The organism is Streptosporangium sp. NPDC001681 (assembly GCF_040298085.1).
GTDB lineage: Bacteria > Actinomycetota > Actinomycetes > Streptosporangiales > Streptosporangiaceae > Streptosporangium.
In genome coordinates this window covers 38,970-59,447 of sequence record NZ_JBEOZN010000039.1, presented here as the reverse complement: position 1 = coordinate 59,447, position 20,478 = coordinate 38,970, and the positions used below count along the sequence as shown (strand labels likewise).

Sequence of the window (20,478 nt, the reverse complement as noted above, 5' to 3'; positions counted from 1 at the left end):
TCTCAATAGCCAAGGGATCGCGCTAAACCGATCCGTTTCCATGATCGGCCGCCTCGGCCAGCGCGGCCAGCGCCGTGGTGAAAGCCGAGGCGGGCGGGCTGACCAGACCCGCGCCGACCTGTCCGGTCCCCGCGACCCGGCCGGCGATACCGGTGTTCACGGTGGGCAGCAGGCCCGTCCTGGCGACCAGCGTGACATCGACGCCGACCGGCGTGCCCCGGAAGTCCAGCCCCGGGATCTGGTACGCGGGATGCTCGGCCAGGGTGATCTCGTACATGGAACGGGTGGCCGCCGTCGCGTCCGAGACGTCGCCACCGACGAACCGCACGATCGCCGGGGCCGCGGCCATCGCGAAGCCCCCCAGGCCGGCCGTCTCGGTGATCGTGGAGTCGCCGATGTCGGGATTGGCGTCGTCCGGACCGTACGCGCCGAGGTAGAGACCGTCCGGCACGCCCGCGGGGCCGGTGAACCAGCGATCGCCCAGCCCGGAGACCTGGACCCCGAAGTCCGTGCCGTTGCGTGCCATCGCGACGATCATCGTGGAGCCGGGGACGTTCCGCGCGGCGTCCGCGCTGACCTTGCACGCGGCCATGCCCGCGTTGAGGAAGAAGTGGTCGTTGCCGTTGATGAAGCGGAGCACCTCGGCGGCGTGGCCGGGAGCGGCCTCCACCACCTCGGGAGCCAGCTCGCGGACCAGCAGCGAGGTGGCGGCGCGGTTGCGGTTGTGCAGCTCGTCGCCCATCTGCAGGGCCTGCGCGGTCAGCGCCCGCAGGTCCAGCGGACCGCTCCGCTCCAGGGTGGCCTGGAGCACGGGGCCGAGCACCTCGGCCATCCAGCGCAGTCGCCTCAGCACCTCCGGGCCGTACGCGCCGTAGCGCAGCACCTTGCCCAGCCCCTCGTTGAGCGAGCAGTAGGCGGTGCCGCCGTGTTCGGCGTCACGGACCTCGAACATCCACATCGACGGGGTGACCACGCCCGCCATCGGCCCGACGGTCCGGTGGTGGTGGCAGGAGTCCAGCCGCGCCTGCCCGCGGGCCAGCCGCTCCTCGGCGTCGGCGGCGTCGGCGGCCAGCCCCTCCAGCAGCATCGCCCCGATGAGCGCGCCCCGCATCGGACCCGACGCCCGTTCCCACTCGATCGGCGGCCCCGCGTGCAGGAACGTGCCCTTCGGCAGGTCGAGTACCTCGTGCGCGGGACGCACCCCGACGAGCTGCGGCCGGGCGGAGACCAGGCGGCCCACCGCCGTCTCGTTGGCGCGGCCCCTGCGCGGGTCGGCCAGCACCCGGGCCAGGTCGGCCTCGGTGCCGGGCATCGGCGGGCGCCAGTCCACCCGCGTCCGGGGGACGGCCTGGGCGTCCAGCGCCTCGCCGAGCACGCCGGCCCCCACCGTGATCACTTCCGGCTCGCCGGAAAGCATGGTCAGCGTCATGGGTGAACTCCTGAGCGAAGAACGGTGACGTCCGGGGAGAGGGCAGCCGCTACCCGGCGTCCGACGGCGGTCAACGAGCGATCCCGGCGACCTCGGCGGCGTGTCCCGCGGCTTGGGCGTTGGAGGTGAACACCGCGGCGCCCGCCGCGTTCAGGGTCTCGGCCTGCGCGTTCAGTCCCTGCGGGTCGCCCTCGGAGCCGACCAAGGCGACGATCACCGTGACACCTCTCGCGGTGGCCCCGGCGATCACGGGCGCGAGCGTCGCGGCGGGATCGGGGTCGGCGCCGTGGCCGAGGACCACGTCGATCAGGACGACCTCGCCCGGCGGCACCTCGGCCAGGGCCTCCAGGCGGAGCGTCGGGTCGATCATCGGGTGGGCCCGGCCGACCGTGTAGGCGTCGTCGCCGAAGTCGGTGAACTCCCCGCTTCCGGTGATCAGCCGTGCCTCCACGCAGAGCGTCCCACCCGAGTAGATGCCGCGCAGACCTCCCGCGTGCCTCCGCGCCGTGCCGGGGGCGGGCCAGGACGGCCAGGCGGGGACCGGGGCGCCGAGGACGCGCAGGGCGGTCTCGGTCGCCGTGGTCAGGTCGTCCTGGCCGGGGCCGAGCAGGGCGGTCACGACCGGAGTGCCGAGCTTCGCGACGGTCTCGGCGACGGCCCGCGCGACCTCGGGCGCGGGAGGCTTGGAGATCAGGACGATCAGCTCGGTCGCGGGGTCGGCGTCGAGGGCCTCCAGGGCGCGCAGGGTGGACAGCCCACCCACGTCCGCGGACAGGTCACGGCCGCCCACGCCCAGCACGTGGGAGACCCCCACTCCCGCGTGGTCCAGCAGGCAGGCCACCTGCTGCGCACCGGTCCCCGAGGCGGCCACCAGACCGACCGGGCCCGGCCGCAGGACGTTCGCGAATCCGAGACCGGCTCCGCCGATCACCGCGGTGCCGCAGTCCGGGCCCATGACCAGCACGCCGAGCTCGGCGGCGCGCCGCTTGAGCAGTACCTCCTGCTCGACCGGCACGTTGTCGCTGAAGATCATCACAGACAGGCCGGCCTCGACCGCGTCCAGCGCCTCGGCGAACGCGTGTGGCCCGGGTACCGAGACCAGGGCCAGCGTGGCGGCGTGTTCGCGGGCCGCGGCACGGACCGTGTGCGGAGGGTGCTCGGCGGCGCCGCCGGCCGGCGGGGTGGAGAGTCCCGCCAGCAACCCGTCCAGCTCCGCGAGGGCGGCCTCCAGGGCGTCCGCCTCGCCGCCGCGCAGCGCGATCAGCAGGTCGGCGGGACCGGCCTTGGGGAGGTCGAACCCCAGCTCGGCGGCGATCCCGAGGTTGAGTTCCGTGGCCATCGCCACCACCGCGACCTCCACGCCGGGAAGCGCGGTCGCCGTCCGGCTGACCCGCATCAGGCTCACGGAGTCGTGGTAGACCCCGGTGCGCACCCGGACCACATCAGTGCTCAATTGCCCCTGCCTTCCAGATCGATCACCGCCGCGAGCCCGATGCGCAGCCCCCATGCCAGGTCGGCCCCTGAGGTGTGACCCAGCTGGAGCAGGCGGCGGAGCGCCGGCTCCAGGGACTGCCGCCCCGCCAGGCCCCGCAGCACGGCCAGGACCTCGCCGCTGCCCTCGCCCCTGGCGGCACAGTGCAGCAGCGCCGCCGAGATGGGGGTGGTCCTGCCCCGTACGTCGAAGGTGACGGCGGCGGCCAGCCAGTCGGCCAGCCAGACGGCACGGCCGGCCCCCGTCGCGCCGCCCAGGTGGCGCAGCGCGACCAGCAGTCCCGCGAGCACGTCGTCACCGCTCGGCGTGAGCCCGGGGCCCAGCCCGACCAGCTGCTCGGCGGCCACGACGCTTTTCAGCAGCGAGCCCTCGGCGCACCCCTGGGCCAGCAGGCCGGCGGCGCCGTTGCCCTCCAGCCCCGACCGCCTCGGAGACCGCTCGCACAGCTCGGTCATCGCGGGCAGCGAGCGGACCAGCTCCGCCACCTTCACGGTGCCGAGCGGCGGGGCCGGGTTCCACCAGCGATGGGCCCGCAGGCTGAGCCGCCCGACGTCGATCGAGCCGTCGCCGACGCACGCCTCGTCACCCACCGCGACCTGAGGCATCGGGTCGGTGACCACCATGGCGTTGGGCAGGCGGGTGGCCTGCCCGGTCACCACCGCGATGACCTGCGGTTCCAGCTCGGTGCGTACCTCAAGGTAGACGCCGGCGGGGAAGGCCGCCAGCACCCGCGCCGGGCGGCGGGGCGCCTCCAGCACCTGGCGCAGGGTCGTGCTGGCCGCGCCGGTGCCATGTGTCCGCACGTGCACGTGCCGCGCCTTCGGGCGCGTTCCAACGCTCATGAGCGCTCCTCGGCAGGCCCCGTGGGTGTGAAGGTGCTCTCTCCAGCGGTTCGCTCGCTCACGGACTCCCCCATCCATTGAGCCGTACGGTAGAACGGGCGTGGACGCAGGCCGTACGGATAAAGCTGCCAACAGTCAGCCCAAAGGTTGGCTCTTCCTGACAGACGGGTCTATCGGTCACAATCGCCTCATGGAACCTCCCGTACGGCCGGCGAGCACCGGAACGATCATTCACGGAGTCGCCGTCGGCGAGGTCCTCGGCGTCTCGACGCTGGCGGGAGCCCGGCTGATCGCGGGAGAGCGGGGCCTGGACCGGGTGGTGCAGCGGCTCAACGTGATGGAGGTGCCCGACGTCCTGGCCTGGGTCAAGCCGCACGAGCTGCTGCTCACCACCGGCTACCCGCTGCGCAACACCCCCCAGTCGCTCGGCAGGCTGGTGGCCGACCTCGACGAGCGCGGTCTGGCCGCGCTGGCCATCAAGCTCGGCCGCTACCTCGACGAGTTGCCGGAGGAGATGGTGGAGCAGGCCGACCGGCTGGGCTTCCCGCTGATCCAGCTTCCCGACGACGTCGGTTTCGACGACATCCTCAACCAGGTGCTCACCGACATCCTCAACCGCCAGGCCGTCGTGCTGGCCAGGGCGGAGGAGGCGCACCGGGCGCTGGTCCAGGTGGTGCTCGCCGGGGGCGGGCTGCGCGAGGTGACGGCCGAGGTGGCGGGGCTGCTTGACGTGGGCGTGGCGGTGCTGGACGGGACGGGCCACGTGCTGGCCTCGGCCGGGCCGGCCGAGCACGTGGCCGCGCTGCGCGGCGCCCCCGACTCCCGCCACACCTCGGTGCCGGTGGTGGCGGGCGGCCACCACCACGGCAGGATCGTCGCCTGCGGCCCCGTCGGTTCGATCGGTGACAGCGATGTCGGCATTCTGGAACGTGCCGCCACGGTCGCCGCGCTGGTGGTGACCCGGCAGGAGGCGGTCAACGCCGTCGAGAGCAAGTACCGCGCCGACTTCCTGCGCGACGTGCTCACCGGCAGGGCGGGAGGCTCCGAGCGGGTCTCCTCCCGGGCCAGGGCCTTCGGCTGGGACCTGCAGCGCCCGGTCACCGTGCTGGTGGCCGAGCTCGACCCGGAGGGCGACGAGCGCGCCGCCCAGGACCGGCTGGTCACCTGCTGGACCGGCGCGATGCGCCGCCACGACGCGCGCGGCGCGGTGGCGGGCTTCTCCCACGAGGTCGTCACCATCGTGGACGCGGCGGTCGACGCGGGCCGCCTGGCCAAGGACGCCGCCGTGGCCTTCGCCGAGTGCCTGCCCGCCACCTTCTCCACCGGTGCCAGCCGCACCGCCGTCGGTGCCGAGGCGCTGCCCGAGGCGTACGGCCAGGCGCTGAAGGCCGCGCGGGTGGGCCGCCAGCTCCACGGCAACGGCGCGGTCGCGCACTTCGACCAGCTCGGCGTCTACCGGTTGCTCTCCCTGGTCAACGACACCGCCGAGCTGCACGCCTTCGTCCGCGAGACGCTCGGCCCGCTCGCCTCCGACGACGACGCGGAGAACGCCGACCTGCGCCGCACCCTGCAGGTGCTGCTGGAGACCAACCTCAACGTGGCGGAGACGGCGCGCAGGCTGCACTTCCACTACAACACGCTGCGCTACCGGATCGGCAAGCTGGAACGCATGCTCGGCGGCTTCACCGAGGACGCCCACCTGCGGCTGAACCTCACCCTGGCCCTGCACGTCCTGCGGATGAGGGGGATCTGAGACCGGTGCTCCGCGTCCCGGACGTGCGCGGGAGTCGGCGTCCGAAGGAGCACCCGCGTCCTGGAGCGCGCGGGACCTAAGCTGTTCGGCGTGAACGAGACCTTCGAGCTGGAAACCGACTACATCCCGCTCTGTGACCTGCTCAAGTACTGCGGCGTCACCGAGACGGGCGGCCAGGCCAAGCACTTCATCGCCGACGGCAACGTGCTGGTGGACGGTGAGGTCGAGCTCCGCAAGACCTGCAAGATACGCAACGGCCAGGTGGTGACCGGCGACGGCTTCGAGATCCGGGTGGTCGCCGCCGGAGCCTGATCCCGTCACCGGCCCCGCCCTGCTCTCCGGCGGGCCGTCCGCCTGCCTCCGGCCGCTCTCTGGGGCCGCTCTTCCGGGCCGTGACGGGCCGTCCGCGCTGCCGGCTATGTCACATACCTATATCTTTCACCGTCCCCTGTGTCCTTCACCGGGCGTTCTCACTGGTGGTGCGCGAGGCATTCACTGGTCAGCTGCTCAGATTTGGCAGATCATGACGATGTCCGCACATGGGCTCAGTCCTAATGTGCCCGCAACGGTAGTAAGGGACTCGCCGGAGGGATGCCCGCGGGGTGGCCACCGACCGACGGCCCGGTGAAAGGTGGGGCTCGATGGTTGCAGGTTGGACGAAACACGGCGACGGCCGAACACTCGCCCCGGGAGAGGTGGTCAGACCCGACGAGCGGCTGTCATGGCCGCGGATGGTCGGATTCGGGGCGCAGCACGTCGTCGCGATGTTCGGCGCCACGTTCGTCTTCCCGTTGGTGATGGGGCTCGACCCCAACGTCGCCATCATGTTCTCGGGCGTCGGAACGATCATGTTCCTGCTCATCGTGAAGGGGAAGGTCCCCAGCTACCTCGGGACCAGCGCGTCGTTCGTGGGAGGCGTGCTCGCCATCCGGGCGCTCATGGGCGGTGACACGCCCGCCACCGACGCGATCGTCACCGGCGCCATCCTCGTCGCCGGACTGGTACTCGCGCTCGTGGGTGTGGCCGTCCACTTCCTCGGCGTGCAGGTCATCAACCGGGTCTTCCCGCCGGTCGTCACCGGTGCCGTCGTCATGCTGATCGGCTTCGGCCTGGCGTACGTCGTCGCCGACATCTACTGGCCGCAGGACCAGTGGATGGCCCTGATCACGATGACCGTCACGTTCGTCCTCATCGTGCTCTTCAAGGGCTTCATCGGCAGGATCGCCATCCTGCTCGGCCTGATCATCGGCTTCGTCCTCTCCTGGGGGGCCGACAAGATCTTCGGCAACATCACCGCCTTCAACGCGGGCACCGGCGCGATCGACACGCACCCGAGGGTGAGCTTCGACGCGGTGGCGGCGGCCGACTGGATCGGCCTGCCGAACATGCACTTCCCCGACTTCAAGTTCTCCGCCGTACTGCTGGTGCTGCCCGCCGTGATCGCGCTGGTCGCCGAGAACGTCGGCCACGTCAAGGCCGTCGGCGAGATGACCAAGACCGACGTCGACCCGTACATGGGCCGGGCGGTCATCGCCGACGGCGCCGCCACGGTCGTGGCCAGCACCTTCGGCGGCTCCCCGACCACCACCTACGCCGAGAACATCGGCGTCATGGCCGCCACCCGCGTCTACTCGACGGCCGCCTACTACATCGCCGCCGTCATCGCGATCCTGTTCGGCCTCTGCCCGAAGTTCGGCGCGCTGGTCGCGGCCACGCCGGGCGGCGTGCTCGGCGGCATCACCGTCATCCTGTACGGCATGATCGGCCTGCTCGGCGCGAAGATCTGGATCGAGAACCGGGTCGACTTCGCGGACCCGGTCAACCTCGTCCCGATCGGGGCGGGAATCATCCTCGCCATCGGCCCGGTCAAGCATATGATCAGCTCGGACTTCACGCTGGAGGGCATCGCCCTCGGCACCATCGTGGTGGTGGTGGGTTACCACCTGCTCCGGGCCATCTCCGGACGGGGCGGCGCCGGTCCGGCAGAGGTGTCCGAGCCACAACGAGAGGCCGCCGGGTGAAACCACCCCCTTTCGAATACCACGCCCCCCGCTCCCTCGGCGAGGCGCTCGACGCCCTCGCCGGGGCCGGGGAGCACGGCAAGGTGCTCGCCGGGGGGCAGAGCCTGATCCCGCTGCTGAACATGCGGCTGGTCGCCCCCGCGCATCTGGTCGACATCAACCGGCTGGCCGAACTGGCGGCCGTCGACGTCGAGCCTGGCGGAGTGCGGGTCGGCGCCCTGGCCAGGCACGCGGCGGTGGAACGCTCCGAGGAGGTCGCCGCGGCCCAGCCGCTGCTGCGCCAGGCGCTCCGGCTGGTGGCCCACCCGGTGATCCGCAACCGGGGCACCGTGGTCGGCAGCCTGGCCCACGCCGACCCCGCCGCCGAACTGCCGGCCGTGCTCGCCCTGCTGAGGGGCTCGGTACGGCTGGCCCGGCCGGGCGCCGTCAGGGACGTGGCCGCCGAGGACTTCTTCACCGGTCCCCTGGAGTCGGCGATCGACCCGGGCGAGCTGGCCGTCTCCGCGTTCTTCCCCGTCCCGCCCCCGCGCTCGGGCACCGCGTTCCGCGAGGTCGCCCGGCGGCACGGCGACTACGCCCTGGCCGGGATCGCGGCACTGGTCGTGCTGGACGACGATCTGAGGATCACCTCGGCCACGGTGGCGTGCGTGAGCCTCGGCCCCGTCCCGGTGCTCGTCGACGTCACCGAGGCCGTCGGTCACCGGCCGCCGGACTCGGCGGACTGGGCCTCGGCGGCCCGCGCCGTGCAGGACGAGATCGAGCCGGAGGCAGACATCCACGCGACCGCCGCCTACCGGCGGCACCTCGCCGGAGTCCTCACCGAGCAGGCACTCCGTGACGCCGCCAGGGAGGCCGTAGATGCATGAGATCACGCTGACCGTCAACGGGGTGGTCAGGCAGGCCTCGGTCCCGGCGCGGCGGCTGCTCTCGGACTGCCTGCGGCACGACCTCGGCCTGACCGGCACGCACGTCGGGTGCGAGCACGGGGTCTGCGGGTGCTGCACGGTGCTGCTGGACGGCGAGCCCGTCCGCTCCTGCCTGACGTTCGCGGTCACCGTGGACGGGCGCGACATCACCACGGTGGAGGGGCTCGCCGGCGAGGACGGCACGCTCTCGCCGGTGCAACGGGCCTTCGCCGAGTGCCACGGCCTGCAGTGCGGCTTCTGCACGCCCGGCTTCCTGTGCACGGTGACCGCGCTGCTGCGGGACAACCCGGCGCCGAGCGACGAGGAGGTGCTGGAGGGCATCTCCGGCAACCTGTGCCGGTGCACGGGCTACCAGAACATCGTCAAGTCCGTCCACCGCGCGGCCGAGATCATGGCGGAGGAGCCTTGAGCGGGCGCGGGAGATTCTCGGGGGAGCACGAGGACTTTCCGGGTGGTCCCGGAGGACCCTCGGGCGGGCGAGGCAGGAGACACGTCCCGGTGAGGCGATCATGACCACGAAACTGTTCGGCGAGCCGGTCAGGCGGCGCGAGGACCCCCGGCTGCTGACCGGGCGCGGCCGCTACCTCGACGACCTGGCGCCGGGGGCGCTGCAGGCGGCGTTCGTCCGATCCCCGCACGCCCACGCCCGGATCCGCGACATCGACGTCTCGGCCGCCATCGAGGTCGAGGGGCTGGTGGCGATCTACACCTGGGAGGATCTGCCGGGCGCGCTCGCCGAGCCGCTGCCGCTGCTCATCCCGCATCCGGCGCTGACCCACGGCCGCACCGCGTACCCGCTGGCCCGCGAGATCGTCAGGCACGTCGGCGAGCCCGTCGTGATGGTCGTCGCCCGTGACCGCTACCTCGCCGAGGACGCCTGCGCGCTCATCGAGGTCGACTACGAGATCCTCAAGCCGGTGGTCGGGGTGGAGGAGGCCGCGCAGTCCGCCCAGCTCGTGCACGCCGACGTGCCGGGCAACGTCGGCGCGCATCTGGTCCAGGAGGTGCCCTCGGCCGCCGGGCTCGGCGCGCGCGAGGCCATCGACGCCGCGCCGCACACGCTGGCCTTCCGGCTCGACATCGAGCGCAGCGCGTCCATGCCGCTGGAGGGGCGCGGCGTGCACGCCCGCTGGGACGCCGACGACCGTTCGCTGCGCGTCCACTCCAGCACCCAGACCTCCACCAGCGTCCGGATGGCCATCGCGGCCAAGCTCGGCCTGCCGCTGCCGAAGGTCGAGGTGGTCGCCCCGGACGTGGGCGGCGGTTTCGGGGTGAAGATCGTGCACCCCTGGCCGGAGGAGATCCTGGTCCCGTGGGCGGCGATCACGCTCGGCCGGGAGGTCAAGTGGACCGAGGACCGGCGCGAGCACTTCATCTCCTCCGCGCACGAGCGCGCCCAGGTGCAGTCGGTCCGGGTCGGCTTCGACGACGAGGGCCGGATTCTGGGCCTGGACGTCGAGATCCTGCACGACCACGGCGCCTACACGCCGTACGGGATCATCGTGCCGATCATCACCTCCACCCAGCTCCTCGGCCCATACCGGATCGGCGCCTATCGGGTCGAGTTCTCCTCGATCTACACCAACACCGTGCAGGTCACCCCGTACCGGGGGGCGGGCCGCCCGCAGGCGGTCTTCTGCATGGAGCGGACCATGGACCACATCGCCGAGCACCTGGGGGCCGACCGCACCGCGGTGCGCGCGGCCAACTTCATCCAGCCCGACGAGTTCCCCTACGACCAGGGCCTGATCTTCCAGGACGGCCGCCCGCTGATCTACGACAGCGGCGACTACCCGGAGTCGCTGCGGCTGCTCAAGGAGCTGATCGGCTGGGACGACTTCCCCGGGCTGAAGGCCCGCGCCGCCGTCGAGGGGCGCGCGATCGGGATCGGGATCGGCTGCTACGTCGAGGGCACCGGTGTCGGCCCATACGAGGGAGGGCACGTCCAGATCACCTCGGACGGCCGGGTGCACGTCTCCACCGGGCTCACCTCCCAGGGCCAGGGGCACGAGACGGTGTTCGCGCAGATCGCCGCGGCCGAGCTGGGTGTGCCGCTGGAACGGGTCTCGGTGGTCACCGGGGACACCCGCAGGTTCGGCTACGCGGTCGGCACGTTCGCCTCGCGGGCCGCGGTGATGAGCGGCAACGCGATCGCCCTGGCCTGCAGGAAGGTCAGGGAGAAGGCGTTGCGGATCGCCGCGGAGGCGCTGGAGGCCGACCCCCGGGACCTGGAGATCGTCGACGGGGAGGTGCGGGTGGTCGGCGCTCCCGGCACCACGATCCCGCTGGCGACGGTGGCGGTGCTGTCCAACCCGCTGCGCTACGCCTTCGACGCCGAGGCGGCCAGGGCGACCCAGTTCGCGGGCGCCTCGTCCTTCGACCGGCCGCCGGTGGCCGAGGGGGAGGAGCCGGGTCTTGAGGGGCGCGACTACTACTCGCCGATCCGCTCGACCTTCGCCTCCGGCATGCACGCGGCGATCGTGGAGACCGACCCGCTGACCGCGGAGATCCGCATCCTGCGCTACGCCGTGGTGCACGACTGCGGCAACCTGATCAACCCGATGATCGTCGAGGGGCAGATCCACGGCGGGGTCGCCCAGGGCGTCGGCGGCGCCCTGTACGAGAAGATGGTCTACGACGGCCACGGCCAGCTGCTGAACGCCTCGTTCATGGACTTCCTGATGCCGTACGCCACCGAGGTGCCCTTCATCGAGACCGCCCACCTGGAGACCCCGTCCCCGCTCAACCCCTTGGGCATCAAGGGAGCGGGCGAGGCGGGGGTCATCCCGGTCTCCGCGGTGATCGCCTCGGCGATCGAGGACGCCGAGGGGATCCGGATCGACAAGATGCCCATCTCCCCGTCGGACCTCTTCGACCTACGCCGCGCCGCCACCGGACGGTCCACGCCCGAAACCTGACCTTAAGGTGTGATCGTCGATCGACTGCGCTGCGATTGATTGAGAACAGCGCGAAGCCCGGGGGCCTGTCGGTTCCGGCAGTAAACCCGGGTTTACTTCCTCTCCCCCTGGCAGGGGCGGCACCGCCAACCCTGCCCGGCCATCGTCGGCGAGCACATCGCTTTCCGCTGAAGCCGCTCAAGTGACGGCCGGCCCCTGTCCGGCTCACCCTGGCCCGTTTGGGGGTATCGAGCCCTTCCGTGCCGGGTTCAAGTGGGACACGCGAAGACCTCGATTCCAGCCGCGTGACGTGGGCGACGACCACCGAGGTCAGAGCGTCAGCGTCAGCACCGCCCACGCCACGCCCGCTCCGGCCGCCGCACCCGCGATGGTCTGGGTGGGCGTGTGGTGGGATACCCGTACCCGCGCCCAACCGATCACACCGACGAGAGCGGCACCCACCGCAAGCGTCGCCGCGGCGGACAGCACGTGCCCCAGCACGACCGCCGCCCCGGCGGCCACCCCCGTGTGAAAGGAGATCTTCCACCACATCGTGATCGAACCCATGACCAGGACCCAGCCGAGCATCACCGCCGCCGTCGCCGTCACGATGGCCGGCGCGTCCAGCAAGGCGAGCAGCACCAGGCCGGCCGCCACCGCGATCAGACCGGCGAGCATCGGCCCTCTACGGGATTTCCGGTCGACCAGGTGCATCGAGTCCAGGCGCCCCCGCCGCACACCGACCGCGATCACCCCTACGGGCACGCCGGCGCACAACGCCGCCGCGAGCAGACCCCACATCGCACCTGTCCACCCGTGAGCGAGCAGACCGGTCACCGGCGGCAGCGCGATCGCGACGTACTGGGGAGCGGCCACCTCCGTCACCACCCAGGCGAGGCCCCCACGCTCTCCCTCGCCCCCCGGGCCTTGTCCAGGCGCTCCCACGTCGTTCACACGCCGCTCCTCACCCTGTTACCGCTGACCCGGCGGCGGTGTTCACATCGGCGTTGGCGCCCACCGGTAACGCGGGTGAATTCTCCCAACTCGGCTGCGCGCTGTCTGTAGGGGAACAGGTCCGGCGGTCACCTCGGGTACCTCGCCGGCCTTCATTCCACCCAGCCGGTTCGGGGCCGGTTTTGCCCTGTTCTCTGGTGTCCACGGAAACAGCCCGAAACTTGCTCTCCGTAACGCTATCTTTACTCGGTGCTTACCGCGTATGTCGACGAGAGCCTCCGCCGACGGCCCGATGACTGCAACGTTTACGCGATGGCGGCGGTCATCGTGGACTCCGCAGACCATGACGATATGCGCGCGGCTTTGGAATCTCTCCGTCTCGGCAAACGCCGCCGTCTCCACTGGCGCGATGAGTCTCCGGCACACCGAATCGACATCGCGGAGGCGCTGGCAAAGTTGCCCATCGAGGGCATCGTCGCCGTGCATCTTCATGACAGGGGCGTCCGGCACGAGCGGGCGAGGCGACTGTGTCTGGAACGGTTGCTCTACGAAGTAGACGCGAAAAATACGACGCGGGTGACGGTGGAGAGCCGGGCCTCCGAAGATCGGCTCGACCGGAGTCTCCTGACCAGCATGCGCCGGTCGCTCCGGATATCCCTGACCATGAAAGTGGATTGGGTGTTGCCCTTCGACGAGCCGTTGCTGTGGGCAGCCGACGCCGTGGTCGGAGCCACTACGTGGTGGCTTGATGGACAACCCGAGTATTTCGAGGTGCTGGCCGATCGGGTTCGCATGATCTGTTTGGGGTGAGTTGACAACGCGAAGGCCGGGCACCCGATTTCCCTCGGTAGTCCCGGCCTCACTTCCGCACTCCCAAGGGTGCGGCACCGCCAAGTATGCCTCACCGAAAGTAACCAGGCAACTGCCTTCAGCATCTGAGCTGCGCGGAGAACGTCACCGGTGACTCGCGGTGCCGAGCCACCTCGCTTACGTAAGCGGTGTTGATCCGCACCTGTTCGGTGAGCAGACCGCCTGATCTTCTGCAGTGAGGCGTCGTTACGCAGGTTCGCAGCGCCACCACATCGCGAAAGGAGTAAAGGCCGGGTCGCGTGCCGGAGATCTCCGGTATCAGCACCGCGCCCCGCCTGACGCTGCCGGATCAGAACTGGGAAGAGCTCGATGCAACCGGTCAGAGCACCACCCCACCAGTACATGATGCCGGGGTGACAGGGCCGGGCGCCGGGATGACGGGGTGGGATGGTGCGGCCGGGCAGAGTGGCATCCGTGCGCTGGTGAAGGTCCTGCAACCCGGTTCGGCCTCGCGTCGCGCCCGGGTCGTCGTCCGGGAGGTGCTCCAGCACGCGGGCCTGCCCGAGGATGACATCGACACCGCCGAACTCATCGTCGCCGAACTCGCCGCCAACGCCGAAAAGCATGCCCGCCCCCCGTACGAGCTGCGCGTCTTCAGCCTGGACGGCATCCCCACCTGGTGCGAGATCGTCGACGGCGACCCCGACCCGCACGAGGTCGCCATCATCCTCAACCTGCTGCACTCGGTGACCGAGATCGGCCTGCCGCCGCTCGCCGAGAACGGCCGTGGCCTGCTCCTGGCCCACCAACTCTCCGGTGGTCACTGCCAGACCTACCTGGCCGTCACCCTCACCGCCGCCACCCCCGGCAAGGCCGTCGCCTTCGCCCTGCCCACCCTGTCGGGCAATCGCCTGATCTTCCCGCCCCTTCCCGACCTACGCCCCGGCTTGGCTGAATTCCGCCGCTGGTCCTCGGCACGAAGGACAGCGGGGTCGCGACCGCGCCGACGGTCAGTGGACGCGGTGCTGTTCGGCGTGGTAGCCGCCGCCGGGCCAGATCCAGTCCCCGGAAAGGCTGTTGCCGTCGGGGCTGAACAGGGCGCGGTAGTAGGCGGGTGAACCTTTCTCGCCGCCCCAGATGGTGAGCGTGTCGCCGTTGATCTCGTAGACGTAGTCGAGGGTTTCGCCCTGGCTGCCGTAGAACCGGGAGGTGATGTCCTCGCCCGGTTCCTCGGCGCCGAACGATTTTTCCCGGCCGATGATCTCGATGCCGGTGATGTGCCGGCCGGCATGCTGGAGGTCGACCTCCTGCTTGAGGAAGTGACGGCCTGCCAGCCAGGAGTAGGTGACCTGGCCGGTGACCTCGCCGCTCACCTTCCAGGTGCCGACGAGCCGGTCGAGCTCGGCCAGCGCGGTGTCCTGCCTGTTCGACATGGGGTCCTCTCTCGTACGCTTCGATGCTGCTGGGTTTAGCTGTATGACGGCACGGCGCCGGAAAAGGAATCGGTGCCCGGCTCAGCCGGGCAGGAATTCCATGCGGCCGCGTCGAGCCGCGGACCTCACCGGCCAGGGTCACCTCGCGCCGTTGGAATCCCACGTTCACGACAGGACCAGAGGCAGGCCGAATGCGGCGAAGTGGCGTGGTGCGAACGACGTGATCGCGGTGATCCGGCCGCCGTCGATCCGCAGCACATCCAGCACCTGGCCGCGGAACCGCCCGGTCAGGTCCTTGGTCTCGGGTGCGCGGGAGTGTTCGGCATAGTGCGCGACCGCGGGTTGGAGATTCGCGCCGGTGACCACGCAGTGCCAGCGCCCGTGATACCACTCCGAGCCGGAGTCGAAGACCTGTCCGGTAAGGGTCAGCAGCGCATCCCGCCCGACCAGCCACGCCGGGTGTGGCGGCATCGTCATCCGTACGTCCTCGGCGAGCAACCCGGTAAGCATGTCCAGGTCGGATTGCTGATGCGCCTGGACGTAACGTCGCAACAGCGCGCGCTCGTCCGCGCTCGGCTCGGCCGAAGGTGCCCAGTCCTCGCGCCGCTGGGGTAGGTGCTGTTTCAGCGTCGCCCGCGCCCGCTGCAACGCGCTCTTCACCGACGCCACGCTGGTGTCCAGCAGCGCGGCCGTCTCGGTGGCGGGCCAGCCCAGCACATCCCTGGTGATCAACACGGCTCGTTGCCGGGCAGGGAGTCGCTGGATCGCCACCAAGAAGGCGAGCTCGATCGTCTCCCGCGCGATCGCCACCGACTCCGGCCCCTCGGCACCGTCGACGGTCGGCTCCAGCAGCCGATCCGGGACCGGCTGTAACCACGACACATCAGTAGGTGGCTGCGCCGGCGTGCCCGACTCGACCAGCGGCGGAACCTGGTACGGCGCGGCCCGCCGGTTGTTCCGGTCAATCAGGTCCAGGCACGCGTTCGTCGCGATCTTGTACAGCCAGGCCCGGAACGTCGACCGCCCCTCATAGGTTTCCCGGCGGCGCCATGCCCGCAGGAACGTCTCCTGAACGATGTCCTCCGCGTCGTCGTAGGAGCCCAGCATCCGGTAGCAGTGCACCCGCAACTCCCAGCGGACAGGCTCGACAAGCGCTCCGAACGCCCCCTCGTCACCGGCCAGCGCGGCGCCCACCACGGCCGCGTCCTCCGCCGGACCGCCACCGCTTTGCTCCTCGACCACGACTACCGCCCCCTACGCCAACACGTGTTGATGACGATAAGACGGCCACCACCACCAGAAGGAATCGGATCGCCTGCGACCCTTGGAAGAGATCTTGGTGTTTGACCCTCTCTTCCGGCCGCTCCACGAGATTGCCGCCTACACCACAACTGACCGGCGAGTAACCAGGCAACTGCCTCCGGGACACGCTCGGAAACGGTCTGGGGTTCAGCACCGCCCTTCTCGATCAGGTGGTGGAACGGCGTAATCGTCATACCCCTCGGAGTAGGGGGATCGGGCGGCCAGCGGGCAGATCAGTCGCGATAGATCGCTGTCAGCCGGGACCGCGACGCCACCCCACAGGCGTACGGTGCCGTCACCACCGGCGCTGGCCAGGGTCCCTCCGGCAGGGCTGAAGGTCACGCCGCTGACGAACGGTAATCCATTGGAGGAGGCGGTGTGCCCGGTGAGGGGGTCGCCCAGCTGCCGGTGGGTGGTGGTGTCCCACAGACGGATGGTGCCATCGGCTCCCCCGGTCGCGAGACCGCGTCCGTCGGGGCCGAAGGCCATACTGCTGATGGGGGCGACCACTGGGTTGCGGGTGTCCTGGTGCCCGGCGAAGGGATTGCCGCGCTCCTGCCCGGTGGAAAGATCCCACAGGCGCACCACGCTCTCATCGGTGTCGGCGGCGGCGAGGGTACGCGCGTCGGCGCTCAGGGCAAGGGCGCTCACCGAGCCCTCGCGACGTGGCGGGAGAACGGCGACGCCACTGTGGCCGGCGATGTTCCACAGCCGGACGCTTCCGTCGACTCCCGCGCTGGCGAGGCCGCGCCCGTCTCGGGTGAACGCCACCCCAAGAACGCGGCCGCCGTGCCCGGTCAGCGGGGCGCCGAGCGGGCGATGGGTGGCGACGTCCCACAGGCGTACGGTGCCGTCGTCTCCGGCACTGGCCAAGGTGCGCCCGTCCGGGCTGAAGGCGACGGTCCGGACTCCTTCCCGGTGTCCGGTGAGGGTCGCGACTTCGCGGTGCGTCGCGATGTTCCACAGGTGTACGGTGCCGTCGGCTCCGGCACTGGCGAGAACGCGTCCGTCCGGGCTGAATGCCAGCCGGAGAACATGCTCTTTGTGGCCGGTGAGGGGTTCGCCGAGACGTTGGTGGGCGGCTACGTCCCAGATGTGCACGATGCCATCGCTTCCTGCGCTGGCCAGGGTACGGCCGTCTGGGCTGAAGGCGACGGTCCAGGCGAACTCGGCGGCGGCGTTGAAGGGGCCACCGAGTTGGCGGTGCGCGGTGACATCCCAGAGACGGACGGTTCCCTCGAATCCGGCACTGGCGAGAGTGCGTCCGTCCGGGCTGTAGGCCAGCCCGATGACGGCGTTCTTGTGCCCGGTGAGCGGGGCACCGAGCCGGCGGTGGGTGGCGACGTCCCACAGGCGTACGGTGCCATCGTTTCCCGCCGTGGCCACAGTGCGTCCGTCGGGGCTGAAGAGCACCCCGTTGACGGGGTTGAATGCGGAATCGATGGCGTCCGTGTGGCCGGTGAGCGGGGCGCCGAGCGGACGACGGGTGGCGACGTCCCACAGCCGTACGGCCTTGTCGGCGGCCGTGGTGGCCAATGTCTTCCCGTCCGGGCTGAAGGCGACGCCGCGGATGTCGTCCGGGTGGCCGGTCAGCGGGGTTCCGAGTGGGCGACGGGTGGCGACGTCCCACAACCGTAGGGTCTTGTCGTCTCCGGCACTGGCGAGGGTGTGCCCGTCCGGGCTATAGGCGACCGCGTAGACGGGGCCCTGGTGTCCGGTGAGGGGGCGCCGAGCTGCCGATGGGCGGATATATCCCACAAACGTACGGTTTTATCGTTTCCTGCGCTCGCGAGCGTGTGCCCATCCGGGCTGAAGGCCACCGCCCAGACGAATTCGCTGTGGCCGGTAAGGGGAGCACCGATGGGGCGATGAGTGGTGACGTTCCACAACCGGACGGTGCCGTCCAGTCCGGCGCTGGCCAATGTCTTCCCGTCCGGGCTGAAGGCGACGGAGGGGACGACATCCTGATGGCCGGTGAGCGGGGTGCCGATGGGGCGGTGGGTGGCGACGTCCCACAGCCGTATGGTGCCATCGGTTTCCGAGACGGCCAGAGTCTTTCCGTCCGGGCTGTAGGCCACGGCCCACGCGGAGCCCTCGCCTACCGCGATGACGCCTCGGCCGGCGCCGGCGAGGGTGTCGAGCACGCTGTAGCGCGCCTCGGGCGTACGGGCGATGCGCCAGGCGTTGGCGGCCAGCGCGGCGGACCGTATCGGATCGGCGGCCGCGATGTACTCGCTCTGTAGCGCCCGCTCGCGTGACGTGGCCTCCTGGCTCCGCGCCTCGGCGAGACGCTGCTGGGTCCTGGCGTCGTTCGCGGCGAGGACGGCCGCCCCGGCGCCTCCCAGCGAGGCGATCAGCAGGGCGATGAGAATCACCAGGGTGACCCGGCGGCGCCGTCTGGCCCGTTTCGCGGCCGCGTCACTGCTGGTCAGGAAGTCGGCGACGACCTCGTTCAGAAAGGGGTGGCGGGTCGGGCCGGAGCGCCAGCGCTCGCGGGTCCGGTCGATGGCCTCCAGGCGGGCGCCGGTGTAGAGATAGCCGGGCTCGCGTCGCTGGCGGTCCCAGCGCGCGGCGTCCTCGGAGAGTTGCTGGCCCACGAGCAGGTCGGCGCGGTCGGCGTCGATCCAGGATCGCAGTTGCGGCCAGGCACGGATGAGGGCTTCGTGGACGATGTGGGCCCGATCCTGATCCACGGTGATCAGCCGGGCTCGGGTGAAGGCGTCGAGGACGACCCGGGCTTGATCATGTTCCGGACTGCCGGCCGCGGGGAGCAGTTCCAGCAGGGGGACCGTTCGGCGGGTGTCGTCGGTGGCCTCGCCAAGCCGGACGAGGCGCAGGAACATGCGGCGCGCGGCGTCCCGGGCCGAGGAATCGGGAGGCTCCGGCCCGCTTGGCAGCCGCTTCGCGCTGTGGGACGGCGCGGTGCCGGACGACTGCGATGACCGGGACGCGGTGGTGAGAAGGTCTGGTGAGCGGAGGGAGTTCAGAGTCTCGTCGGCGGTGCGGGCCAGCGCCTGGGTGATTCCACCGGTCGCGCGGTAGGCCGCCAGGGTGAGGACACCGTCCTCGCGGCGTTGCCAGGTGGCCAGCAGCGCATGGGACAGCAGCGGCAGAGGGGTGCTGTCGGTGCTGTCGCCGAGGTCGTCCAGCAGTTGTTCCACCAGGCCCTCATCGAGGGTGAGACCGGCCAGCCGGGCCGGTTCCTCGATCACATCGCGCAACTGGTCGCGGGTCAGCGGCGGAACGACGGCCGCGTGCTCCAGCGCGTCCACGAGTCCGGGGTAGGCGGTGCAATGGCCGAAGAAGTCGGCGCGCACGCCGATCACCACAGGCACCCTGCGGGAGATCGCGACGAGTGCACTGATGAACGGTGCGCGGCGCGACTCGTCCTCGCAGAGGGTGAAAACCTCTTCGAACTGGTCAATGAGGAGAACGGTGTCCTCAGGAAGGGCGTCCCCCAGGCGATCGGGGTCGGACCGGGTTATGAGCCGTTGGTGTCCTCCACCCGTGTCCCCCAGGCGATCGGGGTCAGGTGGCGTCGCGAGCCGCTGCTCTCGTCCAGTTGTCGTGTCGCCCGTGCGATCTGGGCCGGGCCGGTTGCCTCCGGTCAGGTCGGTCACGCTTTGGAGAAGACCGCCGAAGGGATCGGCGCCAGGGGTGAGCAGCAGGCAACGTTCGGGGCCCAGCGCCGCGATCAGCCCGGCCTGCAGGACGGAGGACTTGCCTGAACCGGAGGGACCGGTGACGACGAGCGGTGCGCCTCGCTCGGAGATCACCCGATCGGCAAGGGTACGAGTGAGTGCTTCGCGGCCGAAGAAGAAGGCCGTGTCCTCGGCGCGGTAGGCGCGCAGACCTCGGTAAGGGCTGTGCTGCCCGTCATCGGGCAATGCCGCCGGGAAGCGGTGACCGGCCGGGGTACGGTACGCGGCGTTGACCACGATCGGGCGGCCACCGTGGTCGGCGGCCTGGCGGCGGGGAACGGGCAGGCCGCGTTCGCGCAGGCCACGGCTGAGACAGCGGTGCACGTCGTCAAGACCGAGCAGGTACGGTCCGGTCGGGTCACCTTCGGTGAGCAGGTGGATGAGCGCGCCGGTGAAAGCGGTGTGGCGATCCCCGGGCAGCGCCCAGGCCGCCTCGTCGCGGCTGGTGGAGGTCAGCAGATAGGTGTCCGGCCAGCCGGTGGCGCGTCCGGCCCAGCAGCAGTCCAGGATCACCACGCTCAGCCGGGCCCTGCTCCCTGACAGCAGGTCGGCGACTTCCGCGTACGGCAGCGCCTGGTTCCTGACCGGGCCTCGGGTGAGGTCCACCATGGCCTGGGTGGCGAGATACAAGTGGTTGTCGGGACCGATGAGCCCGTGCCCGACATATACGAAGACCAGTACATCGGTGGCCTGCCGGGACAGGGTGTCGATCGCCGTCGCCAGCCGGGCGGGATCGTCCGGGTTCACCAGGAGCGTCAGCTGCTCGGGCGCCAGATCGGTGCGCTCGACCAGGGTGGTGGCCAGGTCGGTCGCGGCGGAGACCGCCTGGGGCACGTCGCCGATCCTCGCCTCCGCGACGTGCCGGCCAGAGCAGACGATCAGCACGCGAACGCCGGATCCGGACAGCAGGAGCTTCGG

General features: G+C 70.8%; 15 protein-coding genes and 2 pseudogenes. 8 read left to right on the top strand and 9 right to left on the bottom strand.

The genetic code is table 11. The features are described 5' to 3' along the window. Nucleotides 1-22: 22 nt before the first annotated feature. From ABT130_RS19515 to ABT130_RS19505, 3 genes are all read right to left on the bottom strand, one after another. Nucleotides 23-1,429 (bottom strand): YlbE family protein, encoded by a 1,407-nt coding sequence (locus ABT130_RS19515; RefSeq protein WP_350957047.1) that lies wholly within the window; start codon nt 1,427-1,429, stop codon nt 23-25. Nucleotides 1,430-1,499: 70 nt separating this feature from the next. Beyond that, nucleotides 1,500-2,882 (bottom strand): AllF/FdrA family protein, encoded by a 1,383-nt coding sequence (locus ABT130_RS19510; RefSeq protein ID WP_350957045.1) that lies wholly within the window; start codon nt 2,880-2,882, stop codon nt 1,500-1,502. Continuing rightward, a complete protein-coding gene (locus ABT130_RS19505) occupies nt 2,879-3,763 on the bottom strand; it encodes an oxamate carbamoyltransferase subunit AllH family protein (protein WP_350916977.1) in 885 nt (294 codons plus the stop codon). Before ABT130_RS19505 ends, ABT130_RS19510 begins: the two co-directional genes overlap by 4 nt. Nucleotides 3,764-3,953: 190 nt before the next feature. Here ABT130_RS19505 and ABT130_RS19500 point away from each other — a divergent pair, with 190 nt between their 5' ends. The 6 genes from ABT130_RS19500 (at nt 3,954) to cutA (ending at nt 11,381) form a co-directional block, all read left to right on the top strand. Then, nucleotides 3,954-5,516, top strand: coding sequence for a PucR family transcriptional regulator (locus ABT130_RS19500; protein ID WP_350957043.1), 1,563 nt, complete (start codon nt 3,954-3,956; stop codon nt 5,514-5,516). 90 nt (nt 5,517-5,606) lie between these two features. Next, entirely contained in the window at nt 5,607-5,828 is a 222-nt protein-coding gene (locus ABT130_RS19495) for an RNA-binding S4 domain-containing protein (RefSeq protein WP_343967406.1), read from the top strand. 329 nt (nt 5,829-6,157) lie between these two features. Continuing rightward, nucleotides 6,158-7,537, top strand: a complete 1,380-nt coding sequence (locus ABT130_RS19490) for a uracil-xanthine permease family protein (RefSeq protein ID WP_350916971.1) — start codon at nt 6,158-6,160, stop codon at nt 7,535-7,537. Next, the gene (locus ABT130_RS19485; protein WP_350957041.1) at nt 7,534-8,403 is read left to right on the top strand and encodes an FAD binding domain-containing protein; all 870 of its coding nucleotides are present in this window, start codon (nt 7,534-7,536) and stop codon (nt 8,401-8,403) included. Before ABT130_RS19490 ends, ABT130_RS19485 begins: the two co-directional genes overlap by 4 nt. Continuing rightward, nucleotides 8,396-8,872 (top strand): (2Fe-2S)-binding protein, encoded by a 477-nt coding sequence (locus ABT130_RS19480; RefSeq protein WP_350916965.1) that lies wholly within the window; start codon nt 8,396-8,398, stop codon nt 8,870-8,872. Before ABT130_RS19485 ends, ABT130_RS19480 begins: the two co-directional genes overlap by 8 nt. Before the next feature lie 100 nt (nt 8,873-8,972). Further along, nucleotides 8,973-11,381, top strand: coding sequence for an aerobic carbon-monoxide dehydrogenase large subunit (cutA, locus tag ABT130_RS19475; RefSeq protein ID WP_350957039.1), 2,409 nt, complete (start codon nt 8,973-8,975; stop codon nt 11,379-11,381). A gap of 309 nt (nt 11,382-11,690) precedes the next feature. Here cutA and ABT130_RS19470 read toward each other — a convergent pair whose 3' ends face one another. Beyond that, nucleotides 11,691-12,314, bottom strand: coding sequence for a hypothetical protein (locus ABT130_RS19470; protein WP_350957037.1), 624 nt, complete (start codon nt 12,312-12,314; stop codon nt 11,691-11,693). A 249-nt stretch (nt 12,315-12,563) separates the two neighbouring features. Here ABT130_RS19470 and ABT130_RS19465 point away from each other — a divergent pair, with 249 nt between their 5' ends. Both ABT130_RS19465 and ABT130_RS19460 read left to right on the top strand, forming a co-directional pair. After that, nucleotides 12,564-13,124, top strand: a complete 561-nt coding sequence (locus ABT130_RS19465) for a hypothetical protein (RefSeq protein ID WP_350957035.1) — start codon at nt 12,564-12,566, stop codon at nt 13,122-13,124. 413 nt (nt 13,125-13,537) lie between these two features. Continuing rightward, nucleotides 13,538-14,242: an ATP-binding protein gene (locus ABT130_RS19460; protein ID WP_350957033.1), complete on the top strand. Its 705-nt coding sequence runs from the start codon at nt 13,538-13,540 to the stop codon at nt 14,240-14,242. Here the strand turns inward: ABT130_RS19460 and ABT130_RS19455 are convergent. The 5 genes and pseudogenes from ABT130_RS19455 to ABT130_RS19435 all read right to left on the bottom strand — a co-directional run. Next, entirely contained in the window at nt 14,135-14,557 is a 423-nt protein-coding gene (locus tag ABT130_RS19455) for a hypothetical protein (RefSeq protein ID WP_350957031.1), read from the bottom strand. The two genes, ABT130_RS19460 and ABT130_RS19455, sit on opposite strands and share 108 nt — an antisense overlap. A gap of 165 nt (nt 14,558-14,722) precedes the next feature. Continuing rightward, a complete protein-coding gene (locus tag ABT130_RS19450; RefSeq protein ID WP_350957029.1) occupies nt 14,723-15,799 on the bottom strand; it encodes a sigma-70 family RNA polymerase sigma factor in 1,077 nt (358 codons plus the stop codon). A gap of 207 nt (nt 15,800-16,006) precedes the next feature. Further along, nucleotides 16,007-17,491, bottom strand: coding sequence for a WD40 repeat domain-containing protein (locus ABT130_RS19445; protein ID WP_350957064.1), 1,485 nt, complete (start codon nt 17,489-17,491; stop codon nt 16,007-16,009). A gap of 36 nt (nt 17,492-17,527) precedes the next feature. Then, nucleotides 17,528-17,617 (bottom strand): annotated as a pseudogene (locus ABT130_RS19440) (hypothetical protein); the annotation flags it as partial. 38 nt (nt 17,618-17,655) lie between these two features. Next, nucleotides 17,656-20,445: pseudogene (locus ABT130_RS19435) on the bottom strand (caspase, EACC1-associated type); the annotation flags it as partial. Nucleotides 20,446-20,478 lie beyond the last annotated feature (33 nt).